The organism is Pseudoalteromonas sp. S3776, from assembly GCF_005886915.1.
GTDB lineage: Bacteria > Pseudomonadota > Gammaproteobacteria > Enterobacterales > Alteromonadaceae > Pseudoalteromonas.
The window spans coordinates 42,782-56,746 of sequence record NZ_PNCU01000006.1; the positions used below are offsets into that span (position 1 = coordinate 42,782).

Sequence of the window (13,965 nt, forward strand, 5' to 3'; positions counted from 1 at the left end):
AATGCATCGCTTTAATAACTAAAGATTGTTAATTTATAGACCTTATTTTTTTACCGACGACCCCCATGACCTGGATCTTTTTCACTTTTTTAGCCGCCTTTATGCAAGCATGGCGAAATGCCCTGCAAAGTAAATTAAGCACACATGCAAGTGTAGCCGGCGTAACCCTTTCGCGTTTTATTTTAGCCGGCCCTATTGCTGCGGTGTATTTGTATGGCTTATATCAATATCAAGACACGGCCATGCCTAGCTTTAATCATGCCTTTTGGGGTTTTATTATTGGCGCAAGCGTTATGCAAATACTTGCCACTGGCTTAATGGTAAAACTGTTTAAAATGAATAATTACGCCATAGGTGCAGGCCTTGCTAAAAGCGAAGCCTTAGTAGCCGCTATTTTAGGGGTATTGTTTTTTGGCTCTGCGCTTAGCCTGCTTGGTTGGCTGGGTGTATTTTTAGGCGCCATAGCAGTGCTATTACTTAGCGGTATAACCAGCGTAAAACATTTTGATGCAAAAACTGCATTACTTGGCCTTGCCTGCGGCACAAGCTTTGCCCTTACATCGCTGTGGGTACGTGAAGCGAGCTTAAATTCAGGATTGTTATTTCCGCACTCGGCTGCATGGGTTTTACTGTTTGTAATAAGCCTACAAACACTTATATTACTTGGCTATTTATTACTTAAAGAGCCACATACTCTTAGTAAACTTTGGCAATATAAAGGCATTACAACAGCAATTAGTATTTTTAGTTGTGTAGGCTCTATTGGCTGGTTTAGCGCAATGAGTTTACAGCACGTGGCGTATGTTAAAACGCTTGGTCAGGTAGAGGTATTTTTTACCATGCTAATCGCCGTACTTTGGTTAAAACAGCCACTTAAAAAACAAGATACCGCGGGCTTAATTTTAATAGCCATTGCCGCTATTTTGGTGATGCTACCAAATTAAGAACATAAAAAAGCGCAGGCTTTTAAACCTGCGCTACTGTAAAGCTGCTTATAACTTTTAAAGCAAGTGTTAAGCGCTCTTTTTAAGAGCTGATTTTTAGCGTTATCACACCGCAAATGATCATCAGCACTCCAGCAATACGGCCAAACGTGGCTGCATCACCGTAAAATAATATACCCACTAAAAACGTCCCCGCAGCACCTATTCCAGTCCATACGGCATAAGACGTCCCCATTGATATTTGCTTTTGTGCAAGCCATAACATAAAGCCACTAGCCACCATAAATGCAATTGCCATTGCAATACCTTGCCAACGAGTATCCGGGTTTTGCGATACCTTTAAACCAATTGGCCAGCCTATTTCAAGCAGGCCTGCAATGACTAAATAAACCCATGCCATTAAACATCTCTCTTTTTCAAAATTACGTCGTATAAATCTTCGCGGCGATCTTTTAAATTGCGCACCGTACCTTCGCTATGAAGAATTTTTAGCTTATCCATATCAAGGTCGCTAAATAATAACATTTCGGTATTAGGTGTGGCTTCATTTAATGTTGCATCGTGCGGAAACGAAAAGTCTGATGGCGTTAGTACAGCTGATTGTGAGTACTGCACGTCTAAGCTTTCTACCTCAGGTAAGTTACCCACTGAACCTGCAATAACCACGTAACATTCGTTTTCGATTGCGCGCGCTTGCGCACAATGGCGAACCCGTAAATAACTATTCTTAGTATCGGTCCAAAATGGTACAAAAAGTATATCAAGCCCCTGCTTGGCTAAAATACGCGAAAGCTCAGGAAACTCTACATCATAACAAATTTGAATACCCACACGCCCAGCATCGGTATCGAACACGGCAATTTTGTCGCCGCCTTGAATCACCCAGTCATTTTGCTCATGCGGGGTGATGTGTATTTTGCGCTGCTCGTCTATTTTACCGCTTCGGTGGCACAAATAACTGACGTTATAAATTTTATCATCTTCGGCAAGGGGCATAGAGCCAGTAATAATATTAGCGTTGTACTCTATTGCCATACGCGACATGGCGTTTTTAAACGTTTCGGTGTACTCAGCTAAATAGCGAATAGCCTCAGTTTGATTACTTTGTTCGGTAAGCCCCATAAGTGGCGCATTAAAAAATTCCGGAAATAAAATAAAGTCACTTTTATAATCAGAGACTGTATCGACAAAGTATTCCACTTGTTTAAGTAGCTCTTCAACCGACTCAACACAACGCATTTGCCATTGCACCGCACCTACCCGCACAATCGATTTAGTCGATTCGAGTACTGTATCAGTTGGTTCATACATTATGTTATTCCACTCAAGTAACGTGGCGTAACCTACAGACTCTTGATCCTCTGGCAAGTATTTTTTAAGTAACCGCTTTACCTGAAAGTCGTTAGAGAGTTGAAAACTTAAAATTGGGTCGTAAAGCTCTTTTTGGTCAACTTTTTCAATGTATTCCATTGGCGTCATTTCACTGCTGTGATTGTAATAACGCGGAATACGCCCACCGGCTAAAATTGCCCGTAGGTTATATTGGCGGCACAATTCTTTACGAGCATCGTATAGCCTGCGTCCTAAGCGCATGCCTCGGTGGGTTTCGCTAATGGCTACATCTAAACCGTATAGCGCATCACCATCGGAGTCACTAAATACACGGTCGTGGCCATCGGCTATGTCTTCGTACGTATGCGGGTTTGAAAAACGCGTGTAATCAACTTGTACGCTCAGTGCTATGCCCACCAGCACGCCATCATCCACTATGCCTATTTGCCCTTCAGGAAACTGATCTATCAATCTAAAAATAGTATGGCTTGGCCACGCACCACCTAAATCAGGGTAAGCCTGATCCATTAAGGTCTTAATTTGCGGATACTGCTCTTTTGTTAAGTTACAAATTTCTAGGTGGGTTTTTTCTGCCGACATACACAACTCCTTTGGGCATAAGAAAATAAAAGCCGAATGTAGCTTTAAGTACACTCAGCTTTGTATCATGTTTTTTACGTTACTCGTACTACTTTAAACTGCGATAAAAAAGTGTAGTCACTTTCTCTTTTGGCAGCCAACCTGCGTACTTAAGATTAAGCGTGGCTAACGGATCGGCTTTTAGTACTTGCTCTAAGCTTGCGCCATTTTGCATTGCTTTTAGCATTAAATCTTTGGCTTTTTTAACAAGTTTAGCATACGTTACCAGCCCTGAACGGTCACTTACCGGCCCATGCCCGGGTATCACTATGGTGCGCTCATCTATTTGTTTAATAACGCCATCTACGGCCGCTAATATTCCATCAACACTGCCGCCACTATCTACATCAACAAACGGTAAGCTACCAAAGTTAAAGTAAATGTCGCCCATGTGCACTATGTTATCGTTATTAAAAAATATCACCGCATCACCATCAGTATGTGCATGGGCGTAATGCACTACATGCGCGTGTTCGTTATTAAAATGCAGCTTTAAATCGTGGCCAAAGCTAATGCGTGGCAGGTAATCTGAGTTTGCGCCGTGTTTTTCTTTTAATCGCTTATGAACGTTGTGGTGCGCAATGACATGCGCGCCGGCTTTGGCAAAGTTTTCGTTGCCACCGGTGTGGTCACCATGATGATGCGTATTAATAACAAACTCTGCACTACCTGGTTTTAAATCGCTAATGGTTTTTTTAATGTCGTTTGAAAGCTTAGCAAACTGGTCATCAATAATGTAAATGCCATCTTCCCCTACACTTGCGGCAATGTTACCGCCTTGACCAAATAGTACATACACACTGTCACTTAGTTTTTCTGCCGTTACCGGGTTTTCATCTGCATGTGTTGCACTGCTAAGTAATAAGCCTGTTATTAATGCCGGTAGTATTTTTTTCATTTTAGTTCTCTGTTGATTTATTAATGATTATATAGAACGTGATTAACTATCATTTAGTTCATCGTGCTGGCTCTATCACTATTTGATGTATTAGCGTTTGTGGTAGTAAAGGCGTGTGCTTACCTTCAATGTAGTCACTAAAGCCTGCACGATAAAACGCGGATAGCGGATGCCCCGACTGCCCACCAGGCACTGCCATAATGGCGTTTTCTAAATGCCCAGGTTGGGCAATAAAGCGCTGCGATGCACCAAAGCTTTTGCCTTGTACGGCGGGCATGTAGCTATCACCAAAACCTGGCGCTACAGGCATATTTAAAAACTTAGCCAGTATGGGCATTTGTTTAGCAAACGGGTGCTCAATATTAAGTGCATTTACTTTACCCCACTGCCAATTTTGCAAGTTATCCCCATACTCAGCCCTAAGTGCTGTCACTGTATCGCTAAATGCACCTAATAACTGCTCGTCCCAATTTTTATACTCAGGGTTTACCCATGAGCCCGGCCTACCCTTAATAAGCTGCCATATAGCCGGTTCTAAGTCGCGTTTTACATATTTAAGCGTGGCGTCTTGCTCATTGAGTGCGTGCTCCATGCTTGCAAAAACAGTATTTATTAATGTGCTGCGATAGTGTTTAACTAAGGTATAACCTACCGAGCTTGCACATGCGCACTGCTGCCAGTTTTCAAGTGCACTTATGTACTGTGCGTTTTTGGCTTTGTCTTTTTTAAGTTGATTAAGTAGCAATGTGTGCCAAGGCGTTAAAAAGCGGGCTTGGTTATCGAGCTGTAGCGCGTAAAAGTCGCTCTCAGCAAAGCTTTGTTTTTCAAATAATCTATCGCGTATTTGGCTCGAACGAGCGCCTAGTGCATAACCACCGTTACCAAAACGGGTATTATCAGTGGCTGACACAACGCGTGAATTACCTGTCCATAATCGTCCATTTTTTGGGTTTTTAACATAGGGGCGCTGATGCTCATTTTGCTGCCAGTCGGGTGAGTACTCATTTTCATTCACGCTTAGCTCACTCGGTGTTTTACGTGCAGGTATAGCGCCAATATGTTGCCATGCAGCACCGCCTTGGCTATCTACCACCATTAAATTTTGTACCGGAATACCCACATTACTCGCTATTGCTAATGCATCATCAACCGTATTTGCTTGTTCAAGCTTTACCAATTCCATATCAACGGCATAAGGCTGATGCGCCGCCCAACTAAGTGCATAAGGCTTTTTATTAATATATTTTACTGGGCCGTATTCACTTAAAGTGAGTGAGTAATCTTCCCGTTCGCCATCAGCCATTACAATAGGCTCATTGACTTGCCATGTTTTACTGTCATCATTTAGTGCTATCCAATCGGCGGTATCTATGTAGCCGTTAGTAAAGCCCCACGCTATTTTATTATTGCTACCCACCACAATAGCGGGTGCGCCAGGCAGTGATACGCCAGTTACCTGAGCTTGCTCGCCATTTTGTTGGTAGTTAAGTTGCGCCTTGTACCAAATAACAGGCATCGCCATCGATAAATGCATATCATCCGAGAGCATAGCTGCGCCTGTTTGTGTATGTGCACCGGTTACTGCCCAGTTATTACTACCGCGCTCTTGATTTACCTGAATATTTTTAACCGTGTGCTGCGCTTGCGCTGGTAGCTGAGGAATCGTGCCTGTAAACGGGGCGAACTTACTGCCATCAAGCGCTGCTTGGTATTGGCTAGGTTGTGTTAAAAAATCAACCATGTGTTGTCCGTATGCTTGCTCAATGTGTATAAGTGCTTTATCACGCTCAAAGGTGGCACTTTGTAAATCAAGGTACATGCTAAATATAACTAATAGGCTGTCTTCACTTTGCCATGGTTTTTGCGCTGCGCCTGTTAGTAAATACTCAAAGCTTGCAAAGCCAACTTGTGCCAACCCTTCGTTTACACCTTGGGCGTAGCTATTTAATAGTTGTTTATCGCTTTCGGGTAAGGTGTTTAATATAGCGCGGCTGCGTTTGCGTAATTGATGAAAGCGCATTTTTTTATCAAGCCCAAGGGCCGCTTTACCAAATAACTCACTGAGCTCGCCTGCGGCGTTACGTCTTAATAAGTCCATTTGAAAAAAGCGGTCTTGCCCATGCGCATAGCCTAATCCATATGCGGCGTTATTGCGGCTTTGCGCATTTATAACCGCTTGGCCTAGTGCATCACGCGAAATAGTAACCGGTTTATTAATTGCTGTGCTTTGCCCTTTACCATCAAGTGCGGGCATACTTAAACTTAATACGCCGTAAACCAGCGCCGTACCTGCTAATCCTAAAACCACAATGAGCAATACTAGCCATTTGATTACTTTAAACATTAATATGTCCTTTACACTATTTGTTGCACATATAATAACCATAGTTTTATTAAATAATAATGTTCTTACTCGCAAAGGGTGAAATAAACATCAAAATCCACGATAATAGCTATTCCACATTTTGTGCAGATCTAGTTGAGACTCATATGACTGAAAAAACATTTATCAAAGGTAAAGACCGCGACCTAGAATCGTCTATCTCTACCATGCAAAACAAGCTTAAAGCGCTAAACATCAATATTGAAGAAGCACTTTGGCTTAACCCTGTAGCTAACTGTTATTCAGTTCATATAAAAGACAGCGACTGCGGTGTTATGTTTACCAACGGTAAAGGCGCAACCGATAAAGCGTCTATCGCCTCTGCGCTCGGTGAATACTTTGAACGATTAAGCTGCAATTACTTTTTTGCCGACTTTTATTTAGGTGAAGAATTTGCAAACGGCGACTTTACTCATTATCCAAATGAGAAGTGGTTTAAAGTTGAAGGCAATGAAGTGCCAGAGGGCATAATGGACGAAAGCCTGTGGGATTACTTTGACCCAGAGCGCGAGCTTAATGCCTCACACCTATTTGATTTTAACTCAGGTAATAACGAGCGCGGCATTTGTGCACTGCCATACACACGCCAACGCGATAACCAAGACGTATACATTCCGGTAAACGTGATTGGTAATATTTTTGTTTCTAACGGCATGAGCGCAGGCAATACTAAATTTGAAGCTCGCGTACAAGGGCTATCAGAAGTATTTGAGCGCGCTATTAAAAATCGTATTATCGCAGAAGGGCTTTGTTTGCCAATTGTCCCTGAAGACGTTGTAAAGCAATACCCTAAAATTCATGAAGCGTGTGAGGAGCTTCGCAGTCATGGTTTTCATTTACGTATTGCCGATGCATCACTTGGCGGTAAATACCCTGTAATGAGCGTAACGCTTATTAACCCTGTTGATGGCTCTGTGTTTGCCTCGTTTGGTGCTCACCCGTCATTTGAAGTTGCCCTTGAGCGTACGGTTACCGAGCTACTGCAAGGTCGTCGCCTTGACCAACTTGATGTGTTCCAACCGGCTACGTTTGATAACGATGAAGTTGCAACACCTGAAAACATTGAACTGCACTTTATCGATTCAAGCGGTTTAATCTCGCATGATTTTTTCCGCGCAACACCTGATTTTGATTTTGTGCATTGGGACTTTAGCGGTACAACAGAGCAAGAATACAACTTCTGTACTGACTTAATTCACAGCATGGGCCACGATATTTACATCATGGATTACACACACTTAAACGTGTATGCGTGTCGTATTTTAGTGCCAGGGATGTCAGACATTTACCCAGTTGATGAACTAATTTGGCGTAATAACAACGAAGGCGCTAAATTCCGTGAAGCATTCTTATCGCTTGATCAGTACGATACGCAGCAGTGGATGGACATTTACGACAGCCTAGAAGAAGCAGGCCACAGCGATATTATTCGTGCTGCAGAATTTATTGGCCTTGCCACCGACGCCGACACACCATGGCATACACTGCGTATTGGTGAGCTTAAAGCGCACCTATGCTTAGCTGCAGGCAACGAAGAAGCCATTGATTGGGTAGACTGGATACTGCACACAGGCCAAGTAAGCGAAGAGGCAATGCGCCATTTCCGTTGTTTGAAAGCCATTCTTGAAATTAAGTACGATGACGAACGTGAGTACGCTGACTACCAAGAAGCTCTTGGTTTAATGTTTGGCAACGACAACGTAACGCTTGCTATTGAAATTGCAGAAGGCCGTAAATTATTCAATGGTTTAACCTTCCCTGGTTTATCGCTTGAAGGCTTTAAAAAGCATGCAGCTCTACTTGACGGCTACCGTAAATTACATGTCGCTAAGCAAAACCATTGGGCGCGTGAAGTAACGGATGCTTAATAGTTAAACTACTAATTATAAAAATAAAACGGCGCTTATTTATCAGCGCCGTTTTTATTTATGCAATAAATTAGCTATAGTTAAATTGCCTAAAATAACAGCATGACTTAGCCAATGCCGCCAAAAAATAACAACAAAAAAAACACTACTAGCAACTATAAGCTGACCTTTTGGTTATCGCTTACGCTAATTGTAGTAGTGAGCATTGTACTTGATAGAATTAACTATAATCGCGCAAAAGACGCCCACCGCTTACAAATTTTATCTCAGGTAAGTACATATCGTGCACAGCTAGAAGCAACGTTAGTATCAAACATTCAGCTAGTTCGTGGTTTAGCGGTTGCAGTATCGGCTGAACCTGAATTACAGCAAGCACGGTTTGAGCAAATTGCCGCGCCTTTATTTAAAACCTCCAGTGAGCTACGCCATATTGGTGGCGCACCCGACATGATAATTCGTATGTCTTACCCACTAAAAGGTAACGAAAAAGCCATTGGCTTAAACTTTTTAGAACAAAAAAACCAACGCCAAGATGCCATTAGAGCCCGTGATACCAATACAATTGTTATGGCGGGACCACTTAAGCTTGTTCAAGGCGACATTGCCCTTATTGCCAGAGTGCCGGTTTATATTCCGCCCGAAAACCGCTTTTGGGGGCTGTTATCAGTGGTGCTCGACATTGAAAAAGTCTATAAAAACTCAGGTATAAAGGAGCTTGAAAAAAACTACAACATTGCCATTCAAGGGCGTCATGGTTTAGGCAAAAAAGGCGAGTTTTTTTACGGTAATAGCAATATAACCACACAAGATCCGCTGGATTTTACGCTTAATTTTCAAGGGGGAAGCTGGCAATTATACGTAGCGCCTAAAGAGGGGTGGAGCCCTGCTCCTTCAACTATATGGCCGCTTAGAATTGCCATTATAATTATTTGCGGATTACTAATATGGGCATTTTTATTCTTTTTAAAAATGCTAAACCGCCAACAACAAAACGAAAAAATGCTGGAGGCAATGAGTGACCTTGCGCAAATTGGTGCGTGGTCATTTAATTTAGAAACCAAACAAGTGTATTGGTCAGATATGACCAAAAAAATATTTAAATACCCCCTAAATAAAGAGCCCTCATGGCCAACAAACTTAAATTATTTTAAAGCCGGTGAAAGCAGAGAACGCATTACTCAGCTGGTTGAATCTGCAATTAAAGAAGGCAAAAGTTACGAAGCCGAGCTTGAAGTTATCGACTCACAAGGGCGTGAAATGTGGGTGCTTATTCATGGTGAGGCCGAGCGAAAAAATGAACGTTGCGTGAGAATATTTGGCTCACTACAAAATATTGATACCCGTAAACGTATTGAACTTGAGAACAGCAAAATAGCTCTACATAACGAAATTTTAGCATCGCTTACTGCTAACGAGCTTATTTTAAGTGGCCAGCTAAGCCAGTCCAAACAAGTCATTACTGAATCTATTTGCCATGCATTAAACATTGAGCAAGCCAGTATCTGGTTTTTTAACAGCTCAAAGACCTCGTTAAGCCCTATCGCCTCTCACAATATTGAAAACAGAATGGGCAATAATAATGCAGTGTGGCTTAAAAGTGAGGCCCCTGATTTTTTTGAAGCCATCGAAAAACACGCTGTTTTTAGTACTAGTGATGCTCAAAAACACCCGCTATTAAAACCGCTTAAAAAACATTACCTAGCGCCGCTCAATATTAATGCCATGCTGTGCGTAATCATACCCGCGGGAAATGGCACCATTGGCATAGTTTGCGCTGAGCAATGCGCCTCAATGCGTCCGTGGTCGCGTAACGAAGAAAGCTTTTTAATAGCTATAGCCGCACTAGTAGGCAGCCTACACTCAAGCCAGCAACGCATTGAAACCGAACAACAGCTAGTCACCGCCAAAGAAGCCGCAGAGCAAGCTGTTATGGCTAAAAGCGAATTTTTAGCCAGTATGAGCCACGAAATAAGAACCCCAATGAACGGCGTATTGGGCATGCTAAATATTATTAAGCGTACCCAACTTAACCAGCAGCAAGAGCACCATATTGAGCTTGCTCAATCTTCGGCACAATCGCTTTTAAATATCATTAACGATATTTTAGACTTTTCTAAAATTGAAGCGGGCAAGCTCGACATAGAAAATGTGCAATTTAACTTACCTAAACTACTGGGCGAAGTGGTTGAGTCGTTTGCGCTTAAAGTGGAGCAAAATAATACCCACCTTATTTTAGATGCCACCCAAATTACAATTAGCGAAATAATTAGCGATCCAAATAGATTGCGACAAATTTTAAATAACCTGATTGGCAATGCCGTTAAGTTTACGATTGATGGGCAAATTTTGGTAACTGCGCAGATAGAAGAAACCACTGATGGCAGTTTTTTACACTGCTCTATTATTGATACCGGCATAGGCATAGACGCAGAAAAGCAAAAGACCTTATTTGACTCATTCACCCAAGCCGATGCTTCTACTACTCGCCAATTTGGTGGCACAGGCCTTGGCCTAGCTATCGTTAAGCAACTTTGTGAACTAATGGAAGGCGAAGTAAACGTAACCAGCATGCTTAATGAGGGCAGTACTTTTTCGTTTTCTATAAAAATACAGCCCCGTTTAACTAAAGCGCAAGATTTACCCAGCCACTTAATTAATAACAAACATATTTTAATTGTTGATACCTGTACACTTAACGCCAATATTGCCGCTAAACAATTACGCGTATGGGGCGCACACGTTACTATTTTAAATGACTATAGCGACATTATTAATTATTTTGATAACTGCGATACCCAGCCAGATGCACTGCTAGTCGATTATTATTTTTTTGAGCACGCTGCACACTTACAAATCAACGCATTAAAAAACAGGGTAACAACCAAGCAAAGTAAGCTGGTCGTTATGGCACCGATGAGTTACTCCCAAGAGCATAACAACATTGGTATAAATATAGATTGCCTGATATTTAAACCGCTCACCCCGTCAGATTTATTTGATTCTCTGACTAACGATAAATTCATAGAGCAACAACAGCGACAAGCGCAACTGCAAAATGAGTTGACCGAAAAACCTAAAGAAATATCAGCGCACGCACAAGTGCTTCTAGTAGAAGATAACAAAGTAAATCAGGTGGTTGCCTCTGCTTTGTTAAAACAAATTGGCCTTACCTTTGATATTGCACAAAACGGCCAAGATGCATTAGATAAGCTAAACAGCAGCCAAGACAAAAAATACCAGTTAGTTTTAATGGATTGCCAAATGCCCGTGATGGATGGCTACCAAGCCACGCAAGCTATACGCGAAGGTAAAGCGGGCCTGCATAATAAACATATTACAATCATTGCGTTAACGGCAAATGCAATGCAGGGCGACAAAGAAAAGTGCCTAGATGCCGGAATGAATGATTATTTAACCAAACCTTTAGACTCTGCTGCACTAGAACCTAAATTGCAACAATGGCTTGGTACACAATAAAGGTGTAAGCTAAAAATACTGTTTACTAATAAAGAAAAGCCATGCATTTATCAGCAAATCAGCAGCGCGTTATTGGCTGCCTTTTAGAAAAGCAAAGCACTACACCCGAGCATTATCCACTGTCGTTGAACGCACTAACGAATGCGTGTAACCAAAAATCCAACCGAGATCCGGTTGTAAACTTGAGCGAAAGTGAGGTTCAACAAACACTTGATGAGCTTATAAGCCAGCGCCTTGTAACGCTAGACGAAGGGCTGTCGGGGCGAGTTAATAAATACGACCACCGTTTTTGTAATACAGAATTTAGTAGTTTACAGCTAAGCACGCAGCAACGGGCAATACTATGCTTACTGTTACTGCGCGGCGCACAAACACCCGGTGAGCTGAGAACGCGCAGCGCGCGTCTAGCTGAGTTTACAAACGTGAGCGAAGTAGAAACAGCTCTGAGCGCGCTGGCAAAAGATGACTACGTTACAAAGCTTGAGCGTGAGCCCGGCAAACGAGAAAATCGCTACATGCACCTTTTTGCTGGCCCAGCAATAGTGCCAAGCCCAGCGCCAGCTGCAGAAGTCGCAGAAGTTAAAAACGATGAAATTAACGAGTTACTTGCAGAAATTGAGGAACTAAAAGCCGAGCTTAGCCGTATAAAAGCACATTTAGGACTTTAATTAATCACCACTAAACCAGATAATGTAAGCCTATTTAAAAACGACTTATTAAATGACAAGGAGCTGGCCATGCGCGCCGAAATTATGGCTGAAATGAAAGTTCAGCCAACTATTGATGTAAATGCCGAAATTACCCGTCGAGTTAACTTTATAAAAGCACGCTTGGTGGCAGCCCACAGTGTATCGCTAGTACTTGGCATTAGCGGTGGTGTTGACTCATCGACCTGTGGACGTTTATGTCAATTAGCCGTAGATGAACTAAACGCTGAGCAAAACACGAATAAGTACCAATTTATTGCAGTTCGTTTGCCATACGGTGTACAAGCAGATGAAGACGAAGCGCAAATGGCCGTTGATTTCATTAAGCCAAGCAAACGTATGACCGTAAACGTAAAGCCTGCTGCCGACGCATTACACGAACAAGCTATGGCGGCGGTTGTTGGTAGTGGCGAAAGCTTGCCCGACCAAGCTAAAATTGATTTTGTTAAGGGTAATGTAAAAGCACGCCAACGCATGGTAGCGCAATACGAAATTGCAGGTTTTTGCCAAGGCTTAGTGGTAGGTACCGATCACAGCGCTGAAAACATTACTGGTTTTTACACCAAATTTGGTGACGGCGCATGCGATTTAGCCCCATTATTTGGCTTATCAAAACGTCAAGTTCGTGCACTTGCAACTGCCTTAGGTGCGCCAGAGCTATTAGTGACAAAAGCCCCTACTGCTGATTTAGAAAGTGACCGCCCTGGCCTCACTGATGAAGAAGCGTTAGGGCTAAGCTATGAGCAAATTGACGACTTTTTAGAAGGTAAGCCAGTGGCTGCAGAGGTTGAGCAAAAGCTAACTGAGATTTATGTACGCACTCAGCATAAGCGCCAACCCATTCCGACTATTTACGATGAGTTGTAACGGCTCAAACAGCTAGTGCCGCATAAGCACTAGCTGATCTATTTGCCGTAATGTTACGTAGAAAAAAACTAATTTATAGTTAATTTTAACGCCTGCCAAAGAGAAAACTGCATTACATGACATCTCCTATTTTAATAACAGGTGCTGGTCAACGTATTGGCCTTGCACTTGCTAAGCACTTTTTATCGCAAGGCCAAGCTATTATTATTACCTATCGTACGCGCCACAGTGCGGTCGATGAGTTAGAACAACAAGGCGCAGTATGCTTACACGCCGACTTTAGCAGCGATGCTGGTATTGCCAGTTTTATTGAAATACTTAAACAGCATACGCACTCCTTACGTGCCATAGTGCACAATGCCTCCAGCTGGGACTGCGAAGCCAGTAACCCTGATTTTTCGAGTTTGTTTGACAACATGGTGCGCATCCATGCCAAAACGCCGTATTTAATTAATAATGCCTGTGCAGAGCTATTAATGACGTATCAAGCCGAGGCTTGCACTCCTGCTGACATTATCCACCTTACCGATTATGTTGTTGAAACAGGTAGCCCAAAACACATTGCCTATGCCGCAAGTAAGGCTGCGCTTGATAACTTAACCAAGTCATTTAGCGCTAAGTACGCACCAAATATAAAGGTGAATTCGGTAGCGCCATCGTTGATTATTTTTAACGAACATGATGACGAGGCTTATCGCGCCAAAACCCTTAAAAAATCATTGATGGGTATAGAGCCTGGTTGCCAAGAAATTATTAATAGTATTGATTTATTGCTGCGCAGCCACTACATCACAGGCCGCGCTTTGCCTGTGGATGGCGGTCGCCATTTAAAGTAAAACACACATTAAAA

General features: G+C 42.5%; 10 protein-coding genes. 6 read left to right on the forward strand and 4 right to left on the reverse strand.

The genetic code is table 11. From position 1 onward, the window contains the following. The first annotated feature begins 65 nt into the window (after positions 1-65). Positions 66-944 carry an EamA family transporter gene (locus tag CWC16_RS03690; RefSeq protein WP_171037624.1) on the forward strand — a complete coding sequence of 293 codons (879 nt, stop codon included), beginning with the start codon at positions 66-68 and terminating at the stop codon, positions 942-944. Between the two features lie 82 nt (positions 945-1,026). Here the strand turns inward: CWC16_RS03690 and CWC16_RS03695 are convergent, their stop codons facing one another. From CWC16_RS03695 to CWC16_RS03710, 4 genes are all read right to left on the reverse strand, one after another. After that, positions 1,027-1,344: a DMT family transporter gene (locus CWC16_RS03695; protein WP_055015872.1), complete on the reverse strand. Its 318-nt coding sequence runs from the start codon at positions 1,342-1,344 to the stop codon at positions 1,027-1,029. After that, positions 1,344-2,876 carry a bifunctional GNAT family N-acetyltransferase/carbon-nitrogen hydrolase family protein gene (locus CWC16_RS03700; protein WP_055015871.1) on the reverse strand — a complete coding sequence of 511 codons (1,533 nt, stop codon included), beginning with the start codon at positions 2,874-2,876 and terminating at the stop codon, positions 1,344-1,346. Before CWC16_RS03700 ends, CWC16_RS03695 begins: the two co-directional genes overlap by 1 nt. A gap of 88 nt (positions 2,877-2,964) precedes the next feature. After that, positions 2,965-3,813 (reverse strand): MBL fold metallo-hydrolase, encoded by an 849-nt coding sequence (locus tag CWC16_RS03705; protein WP_138540552.1) that lies wholly within the window; start codon positions 3,811-3,813, stop codon positions 2,965-2,967. 58 nt (positions 3,814-3,871) lie between these two features. Then, positions 3,872-6,157: a penicillin acylase family protein gene (locus CWC16_RS03710; protein WP_138540553.1), complete on the reverse strand. Its 2,286-nt coding sequence runs from the start codon at positions 6,155-6,157 to the stop codon at positions 3,872-3,874. Between the two features lie 146 nt (positions 6,158-6,303). Between CWC16_RS03710 and ycaO the strand changes: the two genes are divergently transcribed. The 5 genes from ycaO to folM all read left to right on the forward strand — a co-directional run bounded on the left by ycaO (position 6,304) and on the right by folM (position 13,951). Next, positions 6,304-8,064, forward strand: a complete 1,761-nt coding sequence (gene ycaO, locus CWC16_RS03715; protein ID WP_055015868.1) for a 30S ribosomal protein S12 methylthiotransferase accessory factor YcaO — start codon at positions 6,304-6,306, stop codon at positions 8,062-8,064. A gap of 114 nt (positions 8,065-8,178) precedes the next feature. Beyond that, entirely contained in the window at positions 8,179-11,541 is a 3,363-nt protein-coding gene (locus tag CWC16_RS03720) for an ATP-binding protein (RefSeq protein WP_138540554.1), read from the forward strand. A 41-nt stretch (positions 11,542-11,582) separates the two neighbouring features. Then, positions 11,583-12,209: a YceH family protein gene (locus CWC16_RS03725; protein WP_138540555.1), complete on the forward strand. Its 627-nt coding sequence runs from the start codon at positions 11,583-11,585 to the stop codon at positions 12,207-12,209. A 69-nt stretch (positions 12,210-12,278) separates the two neighbouring features. Then, a complete protein-coding gene (gene nadE, locus CWC16_RS03730) occupies positions 12,279-13,115 on the forward strand; it encodes an NAD(+) synthase (protein WP_055015865.1) in 837 nt (278 codons plus the stop codon). 116 nt (positions 13,116-13,231) lie between these two features. Beyond that, positions 13,232-13,951 carry a dihydromonapterin reductase gene (gene folM / locus CWC16_RS03735; RefSeq protein ID WP_138540556.1) on the forward strand — a complete coding sequence of 240 codons (720 nt, stop codon included), beginning with the start codon at positions 13,232-13,234 and terminating at the stop codon, positions 13,949-13,951. Positions 13,952-13,965 lie beyond the last annotated feature (14 nt).